This is a genomic window from Pseudomonas brassicacearum subsp. brassicacearum, from assembly GCF_008801605.1.
Lineage (GTDB): Bacteria > Pseudomonadota > Gammaproteobacteria > Pseudomonadales > Pseudomonadaceae > Aquipseudomonas > Aquipseudomonas brassicacearum.
Genome location: NZ_VZPJ01000018.1, coordinates 92886 through 114018, shown reverse-complemented (window position 1 = coordinate 114018; position 21133 = coordinate 92886). Strand labels below are relative to the sequence as shown.

The window sequence follows — 21133 nt, the reverse complement described above, 5'->3', positions numbered from 1 at the left end:
AAACCCAGGCATTGGTGGTGCTTGCTCGCAAGCTCTGCCGGGTGGCATTTGCCTTGATGAAAAATCAGAGCGAATACCAGCCGAAGCCTATGTTGCAGGGTTGCCCTGCAACATAGAATCTCCCACAGGTGATCTGCTGTGTTCACAAGATCCCTGTGGGAGCGAGCTTGCTCGCGATGAAGGCAACTCGGTCTAGCCGGTCAACGGCTACTTGAGCCCCAACCGCCGCGCCAGCTTATGCAGATTGCTCGGGTCAACCTCCAACAGCCGCGCCGCCCCCGCCCAGTTCTGCCCGCAGCGTTCCAGGGCCTTGAGGATCGCCTGTCGCTGGCAACCATCGACAGCCTCGCTCAAGGGTTGCACGGGCGCATCCAACGCTTGCAGAGCCTGTTCCGGCAGCGCCTGCGCCGAGGCCGCGCTGGCGTTGACGTCAAGGTCCAGCACCTGCGGTTCCAGGGTCATGATCAGACTGCGACTGGCGCCGCGACTCAATTGCTTCAACGCCGCGCGGCTGATGACGTGTTCCAGCTCCCGCACATTGCCGGGCCAGCTGTACGCCAGCAGCGCCTGTTCGGCCGCCGGCGACAGACGCAACCCACGCAAGCCCAGGCGCGTGCGGTTCAGTTCGAGAAAGTGCCCGGCCAACATCAACACATCGTGGCCGCGCTCGCGCAGCGGTGGGATCGGTACCGGATAGACCGAGAGCCGGTGATACAGGTCGGCGCGAAACAGCCCGTCGCGAATGCTGTCAGGTAGATGCCGGTTGGTGGCGGCGATGATCCGCACATCGACGTGCAGTGGCTTGTCCGCCCCCAGGCGCTGGATCTCGCCGTTCTGCAGGGTACGCAGCAACTTGGCCTGCACGCTCAACGGCAACTCGCCGACCTCATCGAGAAACAGCGTGCCGCCATTGGCCGCATCGAAGCGCCCGGCGCGGTCGGTGGTCGCCCCGGAGAACGCGCCTTTGACGTGGCCGAACAACTCGCTTTCGGCCAGGGACTCGGGCAACGCTGCGCAGTTGACCTGGACCAACGGCTTGTGGCCACGTCGGGACAGCCGATGCAGCCGCCGGGCGAACAACTCCTTGCCGACACCGGTTTCCCCCAGCAACAGCACTGGCAGTTCGGAGTCGGCCAATACATCCAGCTCGTTGAGCAATTGCTGCAACCCCTCGCTGCGCCCGAGGATCTCACCTTCTTCGGCTGGCAGGCGCAGGTCCGCCGGATCGCTGCGCGACGCCCGCAAGCTACGGTTTTCCTGCTCGAGCCGGGTGACCCGCACGGCGGCTTCGATCTGCAACGTACAGCGTTTGAGTTCCTCGCGGGCGCGGCTGTCGAAGGTGCCGGCGTGCAACGCATCCAGGGTGATCGCCCCCCAGAGCCGGCCTTCCACGTACAGGCTCACGCCCATGCAGTCATGCACCGGCAGCGGTTCACCGACGTGGTTGTCGAGCAAGCCGTCATAAGGGTCCGGCAGACGGCTGTCCGGCTCGAACCAGGTAGGTTCGCGCGACGCCATGATCGCCGCCAGGCGCGGGTGCTGGGCAATCACGAAGCGCCGTCCCAGCGCCTCGTGGACCAGGCCTACGGTGGCCACGGGCCTGAGACTGTCATCGTCCAGGCGCAGCAGCCCCACGGCGCCACTGTTGAAGTATTCGCGCAGGGTCTGCACCAGGCGCTGCAATCGCACCGCATTGGGCAGCTCGACGATCAGGTCGGCGGCCAGGCTTTCACGCAGCATGGTAGTGATGACCCTCCAGGGTTCGTTTGACCCTTCACAGCCAGGGTGACAATCACCCTGCCAAAAATTTAATGCTTCATTTTCAATCAGTTGAATCTGGCACGTCGGCTGCAAAGAGAGCATTCATCTGTCCCTGCCGGGATTCAACCCAAGGAAACATGATGAGCCTCGATCTGCTGGAACAAAGCCTCGGCCAACTGGCCTGCGATATTCCCGGTGCAACCCGTACCTTCCATCATTACAACCTCGACTTCTGCTGCGGCGGGCAAAAGTCCTTGCGTGAAGCGGCGCTGGGCAAAGGCCTGAACCCGCTGCTGATCGCCGACGCCCTGCGCACCCTGCAAGCCGCCGGGGAGCTGGGCCATGACTGGCGCGACGAGCCCCAGGCGACCTTGATTGCCCACATCCTGGAGCGCTACCACGCACGCCATCGCGAACAGCTGCCGGAGCTGATCCGTCTGGCCCGGCGCGTCGAGCAGGTCCACGGGGCGCGCCCCAGTTGCCCGAACGGCCTGGCCGATCACCTGCAGGACATGTACCAGGAACTCGAAGGCCACATGCTCAAGGAAGAACAGGTGCTGTTCCCGATGCTGCAACAGGGCCTGGGCGAGCGGGCCTCGGCGCCAATACAGGTACTGCGCTACGAACACGACCAGCACGGTGAAGCCCTGGAAACCATGCTCGCCCTGACCGACCAGATCACCCCTCCCGCTGACGCCTGCAACACCTGGCGCGCCCTGTATCGCGGGCTGGTGGAGTTTCGTGATGACCTGATGCAGCACATCCACCTGGAAAACAATGTGTTGTTCGTCAATGCGATGAAGCCTGCTCACTAACTCTCAAACATTGCCCATTACTTCTGTGGGAGCAAAGCTTGCTCGCGATAGCGATGGATCAGTCAACATTGATATCGACTGACACTGCGCCATCGCGAGCAAGCTTTGCTCCCACAGGCATTTGCTGCTCTCATTTGCTGCCCTCATCTGCTGCTCAAAACTGCCAATAGAACATCGCCTTGGCCAACACCACGATCAGCACCATGTGCCCCAGGATACTGCGGCGCAACCAGCAGGCGCGGCTGAGTGTCAGGCGACCGCTCTTGAGCCAGTACGCCAGCCACAAATAATGACCGATGATACTCAGCGCCAGCAGGATCTTCAGGCTCAGCAGCAGGCCGAAGCTGTTGTTCAACGGCTGGCTCAATGCGCCGCGATGCTGCCAGGCCAGGGCCATGCCGGCGCCGTACAGCACCAACACGACGCCGTGCAGCACGCGTCGCGAGCGCTGGGCGATGGCCTGGTCGGCAGCGTCCCGCGTGCCTTGCACCAGCGGCCGGCGGGCGCTATGCCAGATGAAGACCTCGAAAAACAGCGTGCCAATAAAGGCGATGGCCGCCAACAGGTGCATGATCAGCAAGACCCCGTACATCATCGATTCCCTCCGCCCAACCGGCTCATCCCGGATGCCCATCCACCCGAGCCTTGAGCAGCATCGGCCCATAGCGCCAGGCGTACAGACCGAACGCCAACGTCCAGCACAGCGCCGCCAGCCACAGCCCGGCCAACGGCAACAGCAGCACCAACAGCACGCGGCTCAGGCACGCCAGGTTCAGCAAGATGAACGCCAGGGTCATGCCCGCCGGTGGCTCGAGGGCGCGCCCGGTATGGCCCAGGCTGACACGGGCAACCATCGCCAGGATCAATCCGGCCATGGCGCCGATGGTCAGGCCGTGCACCGCCAGGCTCGGGTTCACTGGCACGCCGAAGTGCCACAGCGCCATGCCCAGGCACGCCACCGCCAGCCAGGCGTAGGCCAGGTGCAACGACCACAGCAGCGGCACCCGCCACAAATCCCGATCATGCCAACGCACCAGTCGAATCCCGTGGCCCACCGCCAACGCGGCGAACAACAGGCCGACCCAGACGCTGGCCACCAGCGCCGGACCGAAGGCATACAACAGTGCCACCAGCGCCGACCCTGCCAGCAACAGGCGATCAAGCCATGGCCAAGGGGCAACGCCCTCGACCCGTCCGAGGCCGCGCTGGGTAAAGAATGGAATCACGCGACCGCCGATCAACCCCATCATCGCCGCCACTAGCCACAGGCCGGTGAGCACGCTCTGGCGCTGCAAGCCCTCGTTGTGCTGCGCCAGGCCGTATACGGATAACCCATCGGCGGCGGCCAACAGCAGCAATACCAGCACAATCGGGTAATTGCGCTTCTGCCGCACACGCCACAACATCACGCCCATCAACGCGGCGACCGTCAGGGCAAAACCCAGCTCCAGCAGCGTCAGTAACGGCCAGGGCGCATCCACCAGCCAGGCCAGCCGCGCGCCCAGCCACAACAACGCCAGGGTTGCCAGGCGCTTGCCGCTCAGGCCGGGGATTGCAGTCCAGGTTTGCACTGCCGTCAGCAGGAACCCGGCAATGATCGCCAGGCCGAAACCGAACAACAGTTCATGCCGATGCCAGGCCAACCAGCCGCCAGCCGGCTGCCAGGCCGACAAGCGCCCGGTGAACGCCGCGAGCCAAAGGGGAACGACCAACAGCGCCAATACACACCCGGCCAAAAAGAACGGCCGGAACGCCAGGCGCCACAACGGCAAAATGGCCATGGCCTTGCGACGGTCAAGCACTTGCATACACCACTCCTTTGCCTCGCTGAACCGCCAGCGAGGTACGACAAATCAGGGTTCGAATGATCGGCTATCGACGCTGACTGGCCTTGTCTCAGATCAAGCCAGTTCATCGGCAACCTCCCGTCTCGAACAGGTACTTGCAAGGGGCTTGCCGGACCGGGTCAAGCCTCCCAACAAAACACCTCTGCCCCTGTGGGAGCGAGCTTGCTCGCGATAGCGCTGGGTCAGCAGGCATTGATGTCGGGTGTGCTACCGTCATCGCGAGCAAGCTCGCTCCCACAGGGACTATAGTTCATAGGGTATTTAATACCCTTTCATGGTTATTTTAACCCTGTCAGGTCAGGGTCATTTTTACCCATCTCATCCCCAACACCCCACGAATCAACGCCCGCAGGCATGGCCCGTCTCTTGCTCAGGCACGGCATCACCTTTCTTGTCGGGGTCATCCATGAAATCCGTCGTTCTGCCGCTTACCTGGTTCGTCTTGCTCTCCTGCGTCGTGGCGCTGGCCAGCGGCCTGTCCCTGAGCCTGGTCTGACCCCGATCACCTTTTCGCTATTACAAGGATTCCATGCCATGGTGCTCCACCGCGTCCATCACCAGATTCTGCGCAGCCATCACCTGTTCGAGCCTTTGAACGAAGAAGAGCTCAACGAATTGATGAGCAACAGCCAATTGCTGAACATCGACAGGGGCGATCCGCTGTTTCGCCAGGGAGAGCCGGCGCAGGCGTTTTACTTCGTGATTTCCGGCGCGGTGAAAATCTACCGGCTGACCCCGGATGGCCAGGAAAAGGTCTTCGAGGTGATCGGCGAGCGCCAGACTTTCGCTGAAGCCATGATGCTGATGGACACCCCCAACTACGTCGCGTCCGCCGAAGCCGTCGGCCCGACCCAGGTGTACCGGCTGTCCAACGCCACTTACATGCGTCTGCTGCAAAGCAACAGCCGGCTGACCTTCGCCTTGCTCGGCAAGCTCTGCGTGCGCCTGCACCAACGGGTCAACGAGATTGAAACCCTGTCGCTGAAGAACGCCACCCACCGCGTGGTGCGCTACCTGCTGACGCAACTGGTGCGCCTGCAAACCGTGGACAGCCAGTTCGAATTGCCGATGGCCAAGCAGTTGATCGCCGGGCACTTGTCGATCCAGCCGGAAACCTTCTCGCGGATCATCCGGCGCCTGATCGATGAAAAAATCATCACCCAGGACGGTCGCCAGATCGCCATTCTCGATCGCCTGCGCCTGGAACAGTTCGAATGACTACACAGCCCACTTGCCTGTATTGCCAACAAGCCAACCCGATACACGAAACCGAATGTCGCCAGTGCGGCATGCCCCTGCCAGTCGAGGCCGCAAAGGCCAGCGAGCGCCGGTTGCGGCGCTTCACCTGGTTCTGTGTCGGCTTGACGATCTTCTGCATCGTCATGTTCTTCTGGCTGCCCCGCGACATCGTCTGAACCCTCAATCCTGAGTCAATTGCCGGTACAACTGCGGTAAACGCAGCGGCAGTTGCTCGGGCTGGCGAATCAAGGTGTAGCCGTTGGCCCCGAACATGTACGGCAGGTAATCCCCCGCTTCGCGATCGATGGTAATGCAGAACGGCGTCAGCCCTTGGCGCCGGGCTTCCAGCACTGCCTGGCGGGTGTCTTCCACACCGTAGCGTCCTTCGTACAGGTCCAGGTCATTGGGTTTGCCGTCACTGAGTAGCAACAACAATTTGCGCCGCCGCTTGCAGCCCGCCAACCGTTGCGTGGCCTGGCGGATCGCCGCGCCCATGCGCGTGTAGTAACCGGGCTTGAGGCCCTGGATCCGTCCGCGGGTGTGATCGTCGTAGCGCTGGTTGAAGGCCTTGAGTTCATGCATGCGCACCTGCTGGCGGCGCAAGGAAGAGAACCCGTACAAGGCGAAATCATCCCCCAGCACCGACAGGGTTTCGCCGAACAGCAACAGGCTGTCACGGATCACGTCGATCACCCGGTGCTCGTCGTTGAGGTGGGCATCGGTGGACATCGACAAATCGGCCAGCAGCAGGCAGGCCAGGTCGCGGCGAGTCTGGCGCTGGTCCATGAACAGTCCGCGTTCGCTGCACTGGCCGTGCTGGCGCTCGACATGAAAGTCCAGCCAGGCTTGCAGGTCCAGTTCCGAGCCTTGGGTTTGCTGGCGCAACCATTGACGATCGTTGCGCAAGTGTTCGAACTGGCGACGCAAACGCTGGGCCGAGCTTCGCAGGCGTGCGGGCAACGGCTGGGGCTGGCAATCGCGAGGGGTGAAGGTTTGCAGGCTGACGAAGTCGTCCTGCAGTCGTTGTTTGCGGTAATCCCATTCCGGCAACAGGATGCCTGCGCCCAACGGGATGTCATCTACATCGGCCGGAGGCAGGTCCAGGTGCAGTTTCAAACCACCGCCCTTGCGCAAGCGGGTGCGCGATAGGGTCAACTGATCCAGATCCTCGGCGACGCGGGCAGCGTCCGGGTCTTCGCTGTCATCCGCCCAGCGATCCAGGTCCACGTGTTCGGTCCAACTGAACAGGTTTTCCAGGCGCACGATCAGCAGCCCACCGTCACGGGTGGCGTCGTCGATTCGCTCGGCGCGCTTGCGCCCGCCCTGCTGTTCACCGGGGGGTGTGGCCAGGTATTGCTCGGACTCCTCAAGGTTGGCGGCCTGGGGATTGGCCAGGTGTTGGGGTGGGTATAGCCACAGCGGCAACGGCCAGGCCGCCCGCTCGCTGCGTGGAAAATGTTTGACACTGCCCGGTTCGCGCAAGGCTTGGCACAACGCCCGCTCCAGGGCGGCTTCGGCCGGGTTGAGCGTGGCCGGATCGGGGCGCAGGGACAGGTGCGCGTCCACCAGTCGCCGGTAGCGAGGGCGCAGCGCCGGGTAGCGCTTCAACACCGCCAGGGTCCAGCACTGATTGTCCCTGCCCCAGTGCTTCATCGGCCCCGACTGCGCGGCCAACAGCGCGAGCCAGCGATACAGCTCTTCGTTGAGCCCGACATCGGGAAACGCCGCAAGGCTCGCCGGCAGCCGCAAGTTATCGCCGTCACAACAGGCCAGGGGCACTTGCTTGCAGGTGCCGGCGATCTGCTGCAACAGGTTGCGACGCAGCAGCAAATCGCGGTCGCTGACCGCTTCCACCCCCAGGTGAGGCGCACCGCCGGTGGCGCGAAACAGCACCTGCAACGAGCGTTGCCGGGGGACCAGTTCGACCCGGGCCTCAGGAAAATCTACACTGGCCCGACGGGTGATGAAACGGTGCCAGACACTGCCGACCCATTCTTCCAGCTCGAGGGTGAATGCCATGGTTATCTCCTCTTAAGCCGAACCCATTGTGGCGAGGGGATTCATGTGGGAGCAAAGCTTGCTCGCGAAACAGGTGCCTTGATCTCTGAAAGATCGCATCGCCCCCATCGCGGGCAAGCCTTGCTCCCACATAAATCCTCTCATCACAAATAAGTCCGGCTCAGTAGTTGTGATGACTTACGAAGGCACCACCGCCGCCGGTGCGCGCAGGGCCGCACGGCCACGTTGACGGAAGCTGAACAGGTAGCAGAGCAACCCGGCCAGGAACCCGACGCCGCTGACCAGTCGCGCCCAGAACAGCGGCTTCAAATGATCCATCGTGGCCATGAATGGCAAGGCACTGCCATCCGTCATCCAGCGTTGCAACCACACCTGGACCACGCCGGCTGCGGTGAGGAACAAGGTGATCATCACCATCGACAAGGTCATCAACCAGAAGCCCCAGATCTCCAGGCGCTGCGAACGCTCGTCCGCCGCTTCACCCAAGCCCCGCAAGCGTGGCATGGCGTAGCTGATCAGCGTCATCACGATCATTGCGTAGGCACCGTAGAAGGCCAGGTGACCGTGGGCCGCGGTCAGTTGCGAACCGTGGGTGTAGTAGTTGACCGGTGCCAGGGTGTGCAGGAAACCCCAGACACCTGCGCCGAAGAACGCGGTGACCGTGGTGCCCTTGGCCCACAACGTGGCGGCGCGGTTCGGGTGTTGCCGACGACGGTTTTTCACCATGCTGAAGGCGAAGACCACCATGGCCAGGAACGGTAGCGGCTCCATCGCCGAGAAGATCGAGCCTACCCACAACCAGACCTCAGGCGCGCCGATCCAGAAGAAGTGGTGGCCGGTGCCAATGATCCCGGTGATCAACGCCATGGCGATAATCACGTAGAGCCACTTCTCGACCACTTCGCGGTCCACACCGGTGATCTTGATCAGGACGAAGGCAAGCATCGAACCCATGATCAGTTCCCAGACGCCTTCGACCCAAAGATGTACCACCCACCACCAGTAGAATTTGTCGCGGGCGAGGTTCGAGGGGTTGTAGAAAGAGAACAGGAAGAACACCGCCAGGCCGATCAGCCCGGTCATCATCACCATGCTGACCGTGGTCTTGCGACCTTTGAGCAGGGTCATGCCGATGTTGTAGAGGAACCCCAGGCACACCACCACGATGCCCATCTTGGTGATGGTCGGCTGCTCGAGGAACTCGCGGCCCATGGTCGGCAGCAAGTCGTTGCCGGTGAATTTCGCCAGCGTCGCATAAGGCACCGAGAGGTAGCCCAGGATCGTCGCCACACCTGCGGCGGCGAACACCCAGAACAGCACGAGCGCCAGTTTCGGGCTGTGCAGTTCGCGGTCGGCCTCCTCCGGTATCAGGTAATACGCCGCGCCCATGAAGCCGAACAGCAGCCAGACGATCAGCAGGTTGGTGTGGACCATGCGGGCCACGTTGAAAGGGATCAGCGGGAACAGGAAGTCGCCGACCACGTATTGCAGGCCCATGATCAAACCGAACAACACTTGCCCCAGGAACAGCATCAGGGCGAACACGAAGTAGGGTTTGGCGACGGCCTGCGAGGCGAATTTCAGATGCGGATTAGCCATGCTCATCTCTCAGCCCTCCTTGTTTGGCGGCCAGCCATTGGTATTGATTTTCGAGCTCCATTTGAGGAACTCGGCGATGTCGTCGACTTCCTGCTCGCTCAGGTTGAACTGCGGCATGGCCCGACGACCCGGAACGTTCAGCGGCTGCATTTTCATCCAGGCCTGCAGGAACGGCTTGAAGGCTTCATCGCCGCCGCGACGGTTGACCACGTTGCCCAGCTCCGGCGCAAAGTACGCGCCCTCGCCCAGCAGGGTATGGCAGCCGATGCAGTTGTTGCGCTCCCAGACGCCTTTGCCGCGTATCACCGATTCCGTCAATTGCGCCTGGTTGCTGCGTTCTGGAAAGGTCTGTTCCGTGTGGTAGGTCAGGGCCAGGAATATCAGGAAGAAGAAGATGCTTCCCCCGAAATAAATATTCCTGGCCATGCCTTTGGTGAAGGTATCTGACATGGTCACTTCCTCATTGCTTGGCGTGTTCATTCTAGGAAGCGCGGGGTCGGAAACCGCTTGATGGCGATCAAGAATCTCCGATGGTTTTGGTGGGTTGTTCCAACACAGCCCGAAAGGCAGATGAGCTTTTGTGGCGAGGGGATTTATCCCCTCGCCACAGGGTTTTGTGTTTGCAGGGTCAGATCGTGAATGAAATGACGAGCCCGATCACCGTCGCCAGCAGCGCCGCCCAGCTCAACACCAACCGCCGCCACAATCGCGGCGCATGGCGCAGCTCCATGAAGCCGTCGGCGATCAGCCAGGCCTTGGTCACCGCGATCACCAGGATGGCGATGGACACCAGCCAGGTAGCCGCGACCTGGCCCAGGGCAACGGTGCCGGTGCTCAGCACGGCCAGCGTCATCCAGCAAGCGATCAAGACACGGGAAGCCGACATGAGCACCTCCGCTCAATCAAGGATGTAGACAACCGGGAACAGCAGCACCCAGACCAGATCGACCATGTGCCAATACAGCACGCCGGATTCCAGCCCACTGTTGCGCTGCGATCCATAACGACGTCGCCGACAACCCTCGGCCAGCCAGGCGAGGATCACCATGCCCAACAGCACATGCAGGAAGTGGAACGCGGTAAGGATCCAGTACAAGGTGAAGAACGTGTTGTGCTCCATCCCCAGACCGTTCGCCAACAGATGGGCGTACTCCGTGAGCTTGATCCCCACATAACCGCAGGCAAGCAACAACGCCACACTCAACAACGACGCGGCTCGACGCGGCCGGTCCTGCCTGACTTGCTCCTGGGCCAATGCGGCAAACAGGCCAGCGGTCAGCAGGCTGAGGGTCATCGCCAGGCCCGTGGAGCGGTCCAGCAATTGCCGGCCTTCGCTGAAAGTCTGCGGGTACAACGCCTGGGCGACGGTGAACGTCAGGATCAACAACGCGAACACCGACAACTCGGCGAGGATGAAAAACCACATCGCCAGGTCCCCGGGCAAACGCCGGGGCACGGCAACCGCTTCAGCCAAAGTGGACATCGACCACATCCATCAGCGCGGCGACGGTCTGCGGGTCGTCACTCAATGGCTCGGCCAGGCACGCCAGGCAGGCTTGGCGCGGGTCCATCCCAGAGCCGATCATGCGCGCGGCAAAAATCAACAGGCGCGTGGAGGCAACTTCCTCCAAGTCATGCTGATCGAGCCGGCGCAGCGCCTGCCCCAATCGCACCACCTGGGCCGCCAGGGCCAGATCGACCCCCGCCTCGCGGGCGACGATGCGCTCTTCATCGGCCACGGCTGGATAGCCAAAGCGCATCGCCACGAAACGCTGGCGGGTGCTGGGCTTCATGCCTTTGAGCAGGTTCTGGTAACCGGGGTTGTACGACACCACCAACATGAAGGACGGCGGCGCCTGCAGCACTTCGCCGGTGCGTTCCAGGTACAACTGCCGACGATCATCGGCCAGCGGGTGCAACACCACGGCCGTGTCCTGGCGCGCTTCGACCACCTCATCCAGATAACAGATGCCACCCTCGCGCACCGCCCGGGTCAAGGGCCCGTCCTGCCACCAGGTGCCCTGGGCGCCGATCAGGTGACGGCCCACCAGGTCGGCCGCGCTCAAGTCATCGTGGCAGGCCACGGTGTACAGCGGCAGTTTCAGGCGGTGGGCCATGTGTTGGACGAAACGGGTCTTGCCGCAGCCGGTCGGGCCTTTGATCAGTACCGGCATGCCGTGATGCCAGGCCTGTTCGAACATCGCCTGCTCGTTGTCCTGGGGTTGATAAAAGGGTTCATCGGGGTGCTGCAAAGTGTGGATAGCGTTCATGGCAAGGCCTGATCAGACAACACGATTGCAGGCCACGCTACGGTGCCCTGCGACAACCTGGCAAGGGCTGCGGCCGGCAAACTTGATCGCCGTCAAGCGGCTAACCACCGGCCTGGGCATAGCCTTGCACCGCACCAAGAACCTGCGCGCCGAACGTCAATTACAGCGCAGCGCGGGTCACGCCTGAGGAGAAATGGAATGCTGATCAGCCACAAAAAATCGTGGGCCCTGCGGGTCACGGCGCTGTGTACAGCGCTGGCCGCCCCCCACGCCTTCGCCGACCAAACCGCTGCGCCGGAACAACCCCGCGTGGTCAAGACCGAAGGTGCGCCCGACCTGAGCCAGGCCGACTTCGACACGGCCAAGGAAATCTACTTCCAGCGCTGCGCCGGTTGCCACGGTGTGCTTCGCAAAGGCGCCACCGGCAAGCCGCTGACACCCGACATCACCCAATCGCGCGGCCAGGCCTACCTGGAGGCGCTGATCACCTACGGCTCGGCCGCCGGCATGCCGAACTGGGGCACGTCCAATGCCTTGACCAAAGACCAGATCACGGTGATGGCCAAGTTCATCCAGCACACCCCACCGACCCCACCGGAATGGGGCATGGCGGAAACCCGCAAGACCTGGAAACTGCTGGTCAAACCCGAAGACCGGCCGACCAAGCAGATCAGCACCCTCAACCTGCAGAACCTGTTCTCGGTGACCCTGCGCGACGACGGCAAGATTGCCCTGATCGACGGCGACAGCAAGAAGATCGTCAAGCTGATCGACACCGGTTATGCGGTGCACATCTCACGCATCTCGGCGTCGGGCCGCTACCTGCTGGTGATCGGCCGGGACGCCAAGATCGACATGATCGACCTGTGGCCGAAGGAGCCGACCAAGGTCGCGGAAATCAAGGTGGGCATCGAAGCGCGCTCGGTGGAGACTTCCAAGTTCAAAGGCTACGAAGACAAGTACACCATCGCCGGCTCGTACTGGCCGCCGCAGTTCACCATCATGGACGGCGAGACCCTGGAGCCCAAGCAGATCGTCTCGACGCGCGGCATGACCGTCGACACCCAGCAATACCATCCCGAGCCTCGCGTCGCGGCCATCATCGCCTCCCACGAATGGCCGGAGTTCATCGTCAACGTCAAGGAAACCGGCAAGGTGATGCTGGTCAATTACCAGGACATCAAGAACCTCACCATCACCAGCATCGACGCCGCGCCGTTCCTGCATGACGGCGGTTGGGACAGCAGCCATCGCTACTTCATGACGGCCGCCAACAACTCCAACAAGGTCGCGGTGATCGACTCCAAGGAGCGCAAGCTCACCGCCCTGGTGGACGTTGGCAAGACCCCGCACCCGGGACGCGGCGCCAACTTCAACCACCCACTCTACGGACCGGTCTGGGCCACCAGCCACTTGGGCGATGCCGGGGTTTCGCTGATCGGCACCGACCCGGTCAATCACCCGCAATACGCCTGGAAACAGGTCAGTACGCTCCAGGGCCAGGGCGGCGGCTCGCTGTTCATCAAGACTCACCCCGCGTCCCGTCACCTGTATGTCGACACCACCCTCAGCCCCGACGCCAAGCTCAGCCAGTCGGTAGCGGTGTTCGACATCGACAAGCTCGACGCCGGCTACACCGTGCTGCCGATTGCCGAGTACGCCGGTATCAAGAAAGGCGCGCTGCGAGTGGTGCAACCGGAATACAACAAGGCCGGTGACGAGGTCTGGTTCTCGGTCTGGAGTGGCCAGGAAGACGAGTCGGCGCTGGTGGTGATCGACGACAAGACCCTCAAGGTCAAGAACGTGATCAAGGACAAGCGCCTGATCACCCCGACCGGGAAATTCAACGTCTACAACACCCAACACGACATCTATTGAGCCCCATCAATAAGAGGAAAAACCATGAAGCCTATTCTGATTGCCTTGGCCTTGACTGCCGCCTACAGCCTGCCGGCGTTGGCCCAAGACGGCCCGACGCTGTTCAAGAGCAAGCCCTGCGCGGCCTGCCACTCCATCGACACCAAGGTGGTTGGCCCGGCACTCAAGGACGTCGCGGCGAAAAACGCCAGCGTCCCTGGAGCGCAAGACCTGCTCGCCAAGCACATCAAGGAAGGTACGCAAGGCAACTGGGGACCGATGCCGATGCCGGCCAACCCCGTGACGGAAGAAGAAGCCAAGATCCTGGCTGCGTGGGTCTTGACCCTTAAATAACGCTCAAGGAGCACATCCCTGTGGCGAGGGGATTTATGTGGGAGCAAGGCTTGCCCGCGATGGGGGCGATGCAGTCTTTCAGAAATCAAGGCGGCTGTTTCGCGAGCAAGCTTTGCTCCCACATAAATCCCCTCACCACAGGAGCCACGCCCAACTTTATTTCTTGATCAGGAGGACGTCATGGAACGACACAGCTCTGCAACTTTGATAACCACCCTCCTCTTTGTTTTCTCCTCCTGCGCGCTGGCCGCTCCCGACAGCCAGCGCCAGGCCCAACTGCAACACCTGCTGGACCAGGATTGTGGCGCCTGCCACGGCCTGTACATGACCGGCGGCCTCGGCCCACCCCTGACCCACGAAGCCCTGGCCGGAAAATCCCGCGACAGCCTCATCGCCACCGTCACCCTCGGACGGCCCGGCAGCGCCATGCCCGGTTGGGCACCGTTGCTTGCGCCCGACGACATTCGCTGGCTGGTGGACCGGCTCCTTCAAGGAAAACCCGCCTCATGATCCGTTCATTGCTCTCCTCCACCGCCATCGCCCTGCTGCTCTGCGGTTGCGCCCAGACACCGTTGCGCGGCACCGGCGATTTGGGCGTGGTGGTAGAGCGCGCCACCGGCAGCCTGCAAATCATTGAAAGCGACACCCGCACCGCCCTGGGCCGCGTCGAAGGCCTGGGCGACTTGTCCCACGCCTCGGTGGTGTTCTCCCGCGACCAGCGCTACGCCTACGTGTTCGGTCGCGATGGTGGCCTGAGCAAAGTCGACCTGCTGACCGCGCGCATCGAGCGGCGCATCATCCAGGGCGGCAACAGCATCGGCGGTGCAATCAGCCAGGACGGCAAGCTGATCGCCGTCTCCAACTACGAGCCTGGCGGCGTCAAGGTATTCGATGCCCAGACCCTGGAACAGGTCGCCGACATCCCCGCCACGCCGTTGCCCGGCGGCCAAAAGCGCTCACGGGTGGTCGGCTTGGTGGACGCGCCAGGGCAACGCTTCGTGTTCAGCCTGTTCGACACTGGCGAGATCTGGACCGCCGACTTCAGCCTCGGCCTCACCCCGCGCATCGAGCGTTTCACCGCCATCGGCCAGCAACCCTACGATGCCCTGATCACCCCGGACGGGCGTTATTACATGGCCGGGCTGTTCGGTGAAGACGGCATGGCCCAACTCGATCTCTGGCACCCGGAGCGCGGGGTGAAACGGGTACTGGGGCATTACGGCCGCGGCCAGGAGCGGCTCCCGGTGTACAAGATGCCGCATCTGGAAGGCTGGGCCCTGGCCGACCAGCAAGCCTTCGTGCCTGCCGTCGGGCATCACCAGGTGTTGGTGATGAACGCCCAGGATTGGCAACAGACCGACGCCATTGCCGTGGCCGGCCAACCGGTGTTCGTCACGGCGCGACCGGACGGCCGGCAGTTGTGGGTCAACTTCGCCTACCCGGACAACGACCGCGTCCAGGTCATCGACACCCAGACCCACGCCATCGTCGCCGACCTGCGGCCAGGCCCTGCGGTGCTGCACATGGAGTTCACCGCGCGAGGTGACCAACTGTGGCTGTCCGCCCGGGATGGTGGTCAGGTGCAGGTCTGGGATCCTTATCGCCTCGAACGCCTGAACAGCCTGCCGGCCCTGAGCCCGAGCGGCATTTTCTTCAGCAGTCGCGCGCACAAGCCGGGGTACTGACCATGACTTCCAGCTCACTGGCCCGGCGCCTGATCGATCAATTCCAGCATGGCCTGCCGTTGTGCGCCGAGCCCTATCGGGCCATGGCCGAGACCTTGGGCTGCAGCGAAGCCCAGGTCATCGACTGCCTGCAACACCTGCAAGTGGCCGGGACCTTGTCGCGGGTCGGCCCGGTGTTCGAACACACCCGAGCCGGGGCCAGCACCCTGGCCGCCCTGGCAGTGCCCGAAGAGCGCTTGCACCAAGTGGCCGCACGCGTCAGCCAATACCCGGAAGTCAATCACAACTATGCCCGCGAACATCGCTACAACCTCTGGTTCGTGCTGACCGGCCCCAACCGCGCCCACCTGGAAAACATCCTCCAGGAACTGGAGAACGACACCGGTCTCACGCCACTGGACCTGCCCATGCTGACCGCCTACCGCATCGACCTGGGCTTTGCCCTGGAGGCCACCCCATGAAAAACGCCCTGAGCGAACAACAGTCACTGGCACTGCGCCGTTTGCTGGAAACCGGCCTGCCCCTGACATCGCGTCCCTTCCAGGCCCTGGCCGAGCAGATCGAGGCCAGCGAGCAACAGGTGCTCGAGCAGGTGCAGCATTGGCATGAACAGGGGCTGTTCCGCCGTGTCGGCCTGGTCGTCAACCATCGCGCCTTGGGGTTTGCCGCCAACGCCATGCTGGTGCTGGACGTGCCGGACGCCTTGGTCGATGAAGTCGGCCGTCGCCTCGGGCAAACCCCGGGCATCAGCCTTTGCTACCAACGCCCCAGGCGCCTGCCCCAGTGGCAATACAACCTGTTCTGCATGATCCACGGTCGCCAGCGTGACCGTGTCGAGGCCCATGTCCAGGCGCTGCTTGAAGAACATCTGCTGGACGACCTGCCCCACCAGTTGCTGTTCAGCACGCACCTGTTCAAGCAATGCGGCGGACGTTTCGCCGCCCCGGCCGGAGCCCGTATCGATGGATGACCTGGACCGCCGCCTGATCAATCGCCTGCAACTGGGCCTGCCGCTGGTGCGCCACCCTTGGCAGGCCCTTGCCCAGGAGCTGGACAGCAGCAGTAGCGAATTGCTCGACCGCCTGCATGAGCTGCTCAACGACGGTGTACTCACCCGCTTCGGCCCGATGTTCGACATCGATCGCCTGGGCGGTGCGTTCACCCTGGCGGCGCTGGCGGTGCCCGAGCCGCGCTTCGAGGCCATCGCCGAGCTCCTCGCGGAGATGCCCGAGGTCGCCCACAACTACCGCCGCGAGCACACCTGGAACATGTGGTTCGTGCTCGCCTGCCCCAGCGAACAGGCGATCGACGACACCCTGCTGCGCATCGAACACCTGACCGGCCTGGTGCCGCTGAACCTGCCCAAAGAGGAGACCTACCATGTCGGCCTGTATTTCCCCGTCTGAGTCTTTGTGGCAAGCACCGCCACGGCTGGATGAAACGCCCTTGGCCCTGCGCCTGGTGGAACTGACCCAGGCTGGCCTGCCCTTGCTTGAAGACCCCTGGGCCTGGCTGGCCGAGCAACTGGAACTGAGCGTGGAATCCACCCTCGACCTGCTCAAGCGCCTGCAGGCCGAAGGCGCGATCCGCCGCATTGCCGCCGTGCCCAATCACTATCGCCTGGGCTATCGCCACAACGGCATGACGGTCTGGGACGTGGCCGATGCCGACATCTCGCGTCTCGGCGCCCTGCTGGGGGCGCAGCCCTTCGTCAGCCACTGCTACCGGCGCCCGCGCCAGCCCGGCTGGCGCTACAACCTGTTCGCCATGGTCCATGGCCGCAGCCGCGAAGAAATCGACAGCTACCGCGAACACTTGCGCTACCTGCTGGGGGACGCCTGCGCCGCCGACGACATGCTGGTGAGCAGCCGCATCCTGAAAAAAACCGGCCTGCGCCTTTCGCCTGTGGGAGCAAAGCTTGCTCGCGAAACAGATGCGTCGGTTTTATGAAGGACCGCATCGGCTTCATCGCGGGCAAGCCTTGCTCCCATCAAGGCTTGCTCCCACAAAGCGGGAATAAGCCGCGCTGAACTCGGACATCGATCGAAATCGAAGGAGCGCCTTATGTTGAGGATCAGCCATTACCTGCGAGCCCTGGCCGGGCATTGCCCCGCCCCACGTGTCGCGCCACCGGGCAGCAGCCGCCCGCCGGTGGTGATCTGGAACCTGCTCAGGCGCTGCAACCTGACCTGCAAGCACTGCTATGCAACGTCGGCCGACAGCGTGTTTCGCGATGAACTGGACACTCCGGCGGCGCTTCAGGTCATCGACGACCTGCACGATGCCGGCGTGCGCGTGTTGATCCTGTCCGGGGGCGAACCGCTGTTGCGCGAGGACCTGTTCCAACTCAGCGCCTATGCCCGCGACAAAGGTTTTTTCCTCGCCTTGTCCACCAACGGCACGCTGATCGACGCTTCCAATATCGAACAGATTGCGGCGGCAAACTTCGATTACGTGGGCATCAGCATCGATGGCCTGGAAGCGACCCACGATGAATTCCGCCAGCTCAAGGGCAGTTTCGCCAGCTCCATGGCGGCCATCCGGCTCTGCCGCGAACAAGGCATCCGGGTCGGATTGCGCACCACCCTCACCCAGCAGAACCATGCCCAGTTGCCACGCTTGCTGGACTTGATGAATGAGTACGACGTACAGAAATTCTACCTGTCGCACCTCAACTACAGCGGCCGGGGCAAGCGCAGTCGCAAGCTCGATGCCCATCAGCAGATGAGCCGCGAGGCCATGACCCTGATCTTCGAGCGGGCCTGGCGCGACATCGAACAGGGCCGCGACAGTGACTTCGTCAGCGGCAACAACGACGCCGACGCGATCCTGCTGCTGCAATGGGTCGCCCGGCGCCTGCCCCAACACTACGCCGCACTGGAGCAGATGCTGCGGGCCTGGGGCGGCAACGCGTCGGGTAGCGGCATCGCCAACATCGACAATACCGGCGAGGTTCACCCCGATACGTACTGGTGGCAGCACTCGGTGGGCAATGTCCGCAAGACGCCATTCAAGACACTCTGGCTCGATCGCCCCGATGCCCTGCTGCTGAAACTGCGCGAACACCCCCGGGCCGTGGGCGGTCGCTGCGGGCAATGCCGCTGGCTGGCGATCTGCAACGGCAATACCCGTACCCGGGCCTGGGCCGACGGCGACCTGTGGGGCCAGGACCCTGGCTGCCACCTCAGCGACGAAGAAATCGGCTTGCACGCGATCCCCAGCGTTGCGATGCCCTGCGCCTGATCAACCGACGGCGAACCTGATACCGAACCAAGGAAGTCCCATGCCTGCCTCCATCGTTTTGCCCGCTGCCCTGCAATCGCCCTTCAGATCGGGTGAAGTCGCCCTGGTCGGCGCCGGCCCCGGTGACCCGGGCCTGCTGACATTGCGCGCCTGGAGCCTGTTGATGCAGGCCGACGCGGTGGTCTACGACCGCTTGATCAGCCCGCAATTGCTCAGCCTGATTCCGCTGACCTGCGCCCGGCACTACGTCGGCAAGGCCGCCGGTTGCCACAGCCTGCCCCAGCCACAGATCAACGAACTGCTGGCCGACCTGGCCGACCAGGGACAACGGGTGGTACGACTCAAGGGTGGTGATCCGTTCATCTTCGGTCGTGGCGCCGAGGAGCTGGAGTATCTGCTGGCCCGCGGTATCGATTGCCAAGTCGTGCCAGGTATCACCGCCGCGGCCGGTTGCAGCACCTATGCCGGCATTCCCCTGACCCATCGCGACCTGGTCAATTCCTGTCGCTTCATCACCGGTCATTTGCAACGCGAAGGCGACTTGAATCTGCCCTGGCAAAGCCTGGCGGATGACAGCCAGACCCTGGTGTTCTACATGGGCCTGTCGAACCTCGGCACCATCGCCGCACAACTGATAGCGGCGGGCCTGGCGGCTGATACGCCGGCGGCGCTGATCAGCAACGGCACGCGCCCCGACCAGCAGGTCCTGCGCGGCACCCTCCAGCAATTGCCGGAGATGGCGCTGGCATGCGCCGAAGGCCTGCCGACCTTGACGGTGATCGGCAAGGTGGTTGGCTTGTTTGCCCATCAGGTATTGGAACATCCGGCCCGCCTGCACCCGGCCCTACCGCTCCAGCCAAATATCGCGAGGGTGGCCTCATGAGAATCGGCTGGCTTGCCCCATTGCTGTGGATCGGTGCCGTCCACGGCGCCCCGGCATCTGAACCGGACCTGGCGTTGGCCGAACAGAACTACCAGCAACACTGCCAGCAATGCCACGGGGTGAACCGCATCGGTGGTGCGGGGCCGGCGCTGTTGCCCCAGAGCCTGAGTCGGATCAAGCCCGACGAAATCCGCCAGGTGATCGAAAATGGCCGCCCGGCCAGCCAGATGGCGGCGTTCGGTGCGGTGCTGGAGCCTGCGCAGATCGATGGCTTGACCCACTATCTCCAGCGCCCACCCGCGGTCGAACCGACCTGGAGCGAGGACGACACTCGCCGCAGCCATCGCCTGCTGGCGGATGTCGCCAGCCTGCCCGATAAACCCCAGCACAACGCCGACCCGCTGAACCTGTTCGTGGTGGTGGAGGCTGGCGATCATCACGTCGATATCGTCGACGGCGATCGCTTCGAGGTCCTGGCGCGCTTCGCCTCACATTTCGCGGTGCATGGCGGACCGAAGTTTTCGCCGGACGGACGCTTCGTCTATTTCGCCTCCCGGGACGGCTGGATCAGCCTGTATGACCTGCACAACCTCACGCTCATCGCCGAGGTGCGGGCCGGGCTCAATACCCGCAATCTGGCGGTGAGCAAGGATGGGCGCTGGGTGCTGGTGGGCAACACCCTGCCCGGCAACCTGGTGGTGCTGGATGCCCGCGACCTGTCACTGGTCAAGACCATTGCAACGGTGGGGCTGGACGGCCAGGCGTCGCGGGTCAGTGCGGTCTATACCGCGCCGCCGCGCAACAGCTTCATCGTCGCCTTGAAAGATGTGAAAGAGGTCTGGGAACTGTCCACCGGCCCGAGCCCGGACTTTGTGCCCAGGCGGATCGAGGCCGAGGATTACCTCGATGATTTTTCCTTCTCGCCCGATTACCGGCAGTTGCTCGCCACCTCGCGCAAGGCCCAGGGCGGCCAGGTGATCGACCTCGACACGGGGCGGATCGTCACCGACATCGCGCTGCCTGGCATGCCGCACCTGGGCTCGGGGACCTATTGGAAGCGCGATGGGCACTGGGTGTTCGCCACGCCCAACATCAGCAAGGGGCTGATTTCGGTGATCGACTTCGACACCTGGAAAGTCATCAAGCAGATCCCCACGCTCGGGCCGGGTTTCTTCCTGCGCAGCCACGTCAACTCTCGCTACGCCTGGACCGATGTGTTCTTCGGCCCGGACAACGATGCCATCCACCTGATCGACAAACAGACCCTGGAAATCGCCCACACCCTGCGACCCATGCCCGGCAAAACCGCCGCCCACGTCGAGTTCACTCGCGACGGCCGCTACCTGCTGCTGAGTATCTGGGATACCGATGGCGCGCTGATCGTCTACGACAGCAACACCCTCAAGGAAATCAAGCGCCTGCCCATGAACAAGCCTTCGGGCAAGTACAACGTCGGCAACAAGATCGAGTTCGCCGAGGGGACGTCACACTGAAAAAAAAGGGGGGCTGATGCGCAGCCCCCAATATCAAAGGCCTGTGGGAGCAAGGCTTGCCCGCGATG

23 protein-coding genes and 1 pseudogene are annotated in these 21133 nt (G+C 63.1%); 15 read left to right on the top strand and 9 right to left on the bottom strand.

The window, feature by feature from the left end; translation table 11 throughout:
• A pseudogene (locus tag F7R20_RS32020) lies at nt 1-116 on the top strand (IS110 family transposase); the annotation flags it as partial.
• 91 nt (nt 117-207) lie between these two features.
• Here F7R20_RS32020 and norR read toward each other — a convergent pair.
• Complete coding sequence (gene norR, locus F7R20_RS28250) at nt 208-1740, bottom strand: nitric oxide reductase transcriptional regulator NorR (RefSeq protein WP_003202479.1); 1533 nt, start codon at nt 1738-1740, stop codon at nt 208-210.
• Between the two features lie 161 nt (nt 1741-1901).
• Here norR and ytfE point away from each other — a divergent pair, with 161 nt between their 5' ends.
• Nucleotides 1902-2576: an iron-sulfur cluster repair protein YtfE gene (ytfE, locus tag F7R20_RS28245; RefSeq protein ID WP_003202481.1), complete on the top strand. Its 675-nt coding sequence runs from the start codon at nt 1902-1904 to the stop codon at nt 2574-2576.
• A gap of 154 nt (nt 2577-2730) precedes the next feature.
• Here ytfE and F7R20_RS28240 read toward each other — a convergent pair whose 3' ends face one another.
• Nucleotides 2731-3168 carry a hypothetical protein gene (locus tag F7R20_RS28240; protein ID WP_027911923.1) on the bottom strand — a complete coding sequence of 146 codons (438 nt, stop codon included), beginning with the start codon at nt 3166-3168 and terminating at the stop codon, nt 2731-2733.
• 25 nt (nt 3169-3193) lie between these two features.
• Entirely contained in the window at nt 3194-4384 is a 1191-nt protein-coding gene (locus F7R20_RS28235; protein ID WP_003202486.1) for an NnrS family protein, read from the bottom strand.
• 573 nt (nt 4385-4957) lie between these two features.
• On the opposite strand from F7R20_RS28235, the gene F7R20_RS28230 reads away from it, so the two are divergent.
• Together F7R20_RS28230 and F7R20_RS28225 are read left to right on the top strand one after the other, a co-directional pair.
• Complete coding sequence (locus tag F7R20_RS28230; RefSeq protein ID WP_003202487.1) at nt 4958-5641, top strand: Crp/Fnr family transcriptional regulator; 684 nt, start codon at nt 4958-4960, stop codon at nt 5639-5641.
• On the top strand, nt 5638-5838 hold the full coding sequence (locus F7R20_RS28225) for a hypothetical protein (RefSeq protein ID WP_003202489.1): 201 nt from the start codon (nt 5638-5640) through the stop codon (nt 5836-5838). Before F7R20_RS28230 ends, F7R20_RS28225 begins: the two co-directional genes overlap by 4 nt.
• Before the next feature lie 4 nt (nt 5839-5842).
• Here the strand turns inward: F7R20_RS28225 and F7R20_RS28220 are convergent, their stop codons facing one another.
• The 6 genes from F7R20_RS28220 to F7R20_RS28190 all read right to left on the bottom strand — a co-directional run bounded on the left by F7R20_RS28220 (nt 5843) and on the right by F7R20_RS28190 (nt 11481).
• Nucleotides 5843-7681 carry a nitric oxide reductase activation protein NorD gene (locus tag F7R20_RS28220; RefSeq protein ID WP_081352560.1) on the bottom strand — a complete coding sequence of 613 codons (1839 nt, stop codon included), beginning with the start codon at nt 7679-7681 and terminating at the stop codon, nt 5843-5845.
• Nucleotides 7682-7858: 177 nt separating this feature from the next.
• Nucleotides 7859-9286: a cbb3-type cytochrome c oxidase subunit I gene (locus F7R20_RS28210; RefSeq protein ID WP_003202492.1), complete on the bottom strand. Its 1428-nt coding sequence runs from the start codon at nt 9284-9286 to the stop codon at nt 7859-7861.
• A gap of 3 nt (nt 9287-9289) precedes the next feature.
• Entirely contained in the window at nt 9290-9730 is a 441-nt protein-coding gene (locus F7R20_RS28205; protein ID WP_003202495.1) for a c-type cytochrome, read from the bottom strand.
• Between the two features lie 178 nt (nt 9731-9908).
• Nucleotides 9909-10166, bottom strand: a complete 258-nt coding sequence (locus F7R20_RS28200; protein ID WP_003202497.1) for a cytochrome C oxidase subunit IV family protein — start codon at nt 10164-10166, stop codon at nt 9909-9911.
• 12 nt (nt 10167-10178) lie between these two features.
• Nucleotides 10179-10763 carry a cytochrome c oxidase subunit 3 family protein gene (locus F7R20_RS28195; protein WP_003202499.1) on the bottom strand — a complete coding sequence of 195 codons (585 nt, stop codon included), beginning with the start codon at nt 10761-10763 and terminating at the stop codon, nt 10179-10181.
• On the bottom strand, nt 10747-11481 hold the full coding sequence (locus F7R20_RS28190; RefSeq protein WP_371856181.1) for a CbbQ/NirQ/NorQ/GpvN family protein: 735 nt from the start codon (nt 11479-11481) through the stop codon (nt 10747-10749). The genes F7R20_RS28195 and F7R20_RS28190 overlap by 17 nt, the downstream gene beginning before the upstream one ends.
• A gap of 267 nt (nt 11482-11748) precedes the next feature.
• On the opposite strand from F7R20_RS28190, the gene F7R20_RS28185 reads away from it, so the two are divergent.
• The 11 genes from F7R20_RS28185 to F7R20_RS28130 all read left to right on the top strand — a co-directional run bounded on the left by F7R20_RS28185 (nt 11749) and on the right by F7R20_RS28130 (nt 21065).
• Nucleotides 11749-13428, top strand: a complete 1680-nt coding sequence (locus tag F7R20_RS28185; RefSeq protein ID WP_003202504.1) for a cytochrome D1 domain-containing protein — start codon at nt 11749-11751, stop codon at nt 13426-13428.
• A gap of 24 nt (nt 13429-13452) precedes the next feature.
• Nucleotides 13453-13761 (top strand): c-type cytochrome, encoded by a 309-nt coding sequence (locus tag F7R20_RS28180; RefSeq protein ID WP_003182369.1) that lies wholly within the window; start codon nt 13453-13455, stop codon nt 13759-13761.
• A gap of 180 nt (nt 13762-13941) precedes the next feature.
• Nucleotides 13942-14271, top strand: a complete 330-nt coding sequence (locus tag F7R20_RS28170; RefSeq protein ID WP_003202506.1) for a c-type cytochrome — start codon at nt 13942-13944, stop codon at nt 14269-14271.
• On the top strand, nt 14268-15446 hold the full coding sequence (locus tag F7R20_RS28165; protein ID WP_003202509.1) for a cytochrome D1 domain-containing protein: 1179 nt from the start codon (nt 14268-14270) through the stop codon (nt 15444-15446). Before F7R20_RS28170 ends, F7R20_RS28165 begins: the two co-directional genes overlap by 4 nt.
• Nucleotides 15447-15448: 2 nt before the next feature.
• Nucleotides 15449-15907, top strand: coding sequence for an Lrp/AsnC family transcriptional regulator (locus F7R20_RS28160; protein ID WP_003202511.1), 459 nt, complete (start codon nt 15449-15451; stop codon nt 15905-15907).
• Nucleotides 15904-16416, top strand: coding sequence for a siroheme decarboxylase subunit beta (gene ahbB / locus F7R20_RS28155; protein WP_003202513.1), 513 nt, complete (start codon nt 15904-15906; stop codon nt 16414-16416). Before F7R20_RS28160 ends, ahbB (F7R20_RS28155) begins: the two co-directional genes overlap by 4 nt.
• Nucleotides 16409-16852, top strand: a complete 444-nt coding sequence (locus F7R20_RS28150; protein WP_003202515.1) for an Lrp/AsnC family transcriptional regulator — start codon at nt 16409-16411, stop codon at nt 16850-16852. The genes ahbB (F7R20_RS28155) and F7R20_RS28150 overlap by 8 nt, the downstream gene beginning before the upstream one ends.
• On the top strand, nt 16827-17396 hold the full coding sequence (ahbB, locus tag F7R20_RS28145) for a siroheme decarboxylase subunit beta (RefSeq protein WP_003202518.1): 570 nt from the start codon (nt 16827-16829) through the stop codon (nt 17394-17396). Before F7R20_RS28150 ends, ahbB (F7R20_RS28145) begins: the two co-directional genes overlap by 26 nt.
• A 114-nt stretch (nt 17397-17510) precedes the next feature.
• A complete protein-coding gene (nirJ, locus tag F7R20_RS28140) occupies nt 17511-18689 on the top strand; it encodes a heme d1 biosynthesis radical SAM protein NirJ (RefSeq protein ID WP_003202520.1) in 1179 nt (392 codons plus the stop codon).
• Between the two features lie 40 nt (nt 18690-18729).
• Entirely contained in the window at nt 18730-19572 is an 843-nt protein-coding gene (gene cobA / locus F7R20_RS28135; RefSeq protein WP_003202521.1) for a uroporphyrinogen-III C-methyltransferase, read from the top strand.
• The gene (locus F7R20_RS28130; protein ID WP_003202524.1) at nt 19569-21065 is read left to right on the top strand and encodes a nitrite reductase; all 1497 of its coding nucleotides are present in this window, start codon (nt 19569-19571) and stop codon (nt 21063-21065) included. The genes cobA and F7R20_RS28130 overlap by 4 nt, the downstream gene beginning before the upstream one ends.
• The last annotated feature ends 68 nt before the right edge of the window (nt 21066-21133 follow it).

Coding starts and splice junctions, on each gene's coding strand:
- norR (WP_003202479.1), bottom strand. CDS start 1,740: ATGCTGCGTGAAAGCCTGGCCGCCGACCTGATCGTCGAGCTGCCCAAT.
- ytfE (WP_003202481.1), top strand. CDS start 1,902: ATGAGCCTCGATCTGCTGGAACAAAGCCTCGGCCAACTGGCCTGCGAT.
- F7R20_RS28240 (WP_027911923.1), bottom strand. CDS start 3,168: ATGTACGGGGTCTTGCTGATCATGCACCTGTTGGCGGCCATCGCCTTT.
- F7R20_RS28235 (WP_003202486.1), bottom strand. CDS start 4,384: ATGCAAGTGCTTGACCGTCGCAAGGCCATGGCCATTTTGCCGTTGTGG.
- F7R20_RS28230 (WP_003202487.1), top strand. CDS start 4,958: ATGGTGCTCCACCGCGTCCATCACCAGATTCTGCGCAGCCATCACCTG.
- F7R20_RS28225 (WP_003202489.1), top strand. CDS start 5,638: ATGACTACACAGCCCACTTGCCTGTATTGCCAACAAGCCAACCCGATA.
- F7R20_RS28220 (WP_081352560.1), bottom strand. CDS start 7,681: ATGGCATTCACCCTCGAGCTGGAAGAATGGGTCGGCAGTGTCTGGCAC.
- F7R20_RS28210 (WP_003202492.1), bottom strand. CDS start 9,286: ATGAGCATGGCTAATCCGCATCTGAAATTCGCCTCGCAGGCCGTCGCC.
- F7R20_RS28205 (WP_003202495.1), bottom strand. CDS start 9,730: ATGTCAGATACCTTCACCAAAGGCATGGCCAGGAATATTTATTTCGGG.
- F7R20_RS28200 (WP_003202497.1), bottom strand. CDS start 10,166: ATGTCGGCTTCCCGTGTCTTGATCGCTTGCTGGATGACGCTGGCCGTG.
- F7R20_RS28195 (WP_003202499.1), bottom strand. CDS start 10,763: ATGTCCACTTTGGCTGAAGCGGTTGCCGTGCCCCGGCGTTTGCCCGGG.
- F7R20_RS28190 (WP_371856181.1), bottom strand. CDS start 11,481: ATGTTCGAACAGGCCTGGCATCACGGCATGCCGGTACTGATCAAAGGC.
- F7R20_RS28185 (WP_003202504.1), top strand. CDS start 11,749: ATGCTGATCAGCCACAAAAAATCGTGGGCCCTGCGGGTCACGGCGCTG.
- F7R20_RS28180 (WP_003182369.1), top strand. CDS start 13,453: ATGAAGCCTATTCTGATTGCCTTGGCCTTGACTGCCGCCTACAGCCTG.
- F7R20_RS28170 (WP_003202506.1), top strand. CDS start 13,942: ATGGAACGACACAGCTCTGCAACTTTGATAACCACCCTCCTCTTTGTT.
- F7R20_RS28165 (WP_003202509.1), top strand. CDS start 14,268: ATGATCCGTTCATTGCTCTCCTCCACCGCCATCGCCCTGCTGCTCTGC.
- F7R20_RS28160 (WP_003202511.1), top strand. CDS start 15,449: ATGACTTCCAGCTCACTGGCCCGGCGCCTGATCGATCAATTCCAGCAT.
- ahbB (WP_003202513.1), top strand. CDS start 15,904: ATGAAAAACGCCCTGAGCGAACAACAGTCACTGGCACTGCGCCGTTTG.
- F7R20_RS28150 (WP_003202515.1), top strand. CDS start 16,409: ATGGATGACCTGGACCGCCGCCTGATCAATCGCCTGCAACTGGGCCTG.
- ahbB (WP_003202518.1), top strand. CDS start 16,827: ATGTCGGCCTGTATTTCCCCGTCTGAGTCTTTGTGGCAAGCACCGCCA.
- nirJ (WP_003202520.1), top strand. CDS start 17,511: ATGTTGAGGATCAGCCATTACCTGCGAGCCCTGGCCGGGCATTGCCCC.
- cobA (WP_003202521.1), top strand. CDS start 18,730: ATGCCTGCCTCCATCGTTTTGCCCGCTGCCCTGCAATCGCCCTTCAGA.
- F7R20_RS28130 (WP_003202524.1), top strand. CDS start 19,569: ATGAGAATCGGCTGGCTTGCCCCATTGCTGTGGATCGGTGCCGTCCAC.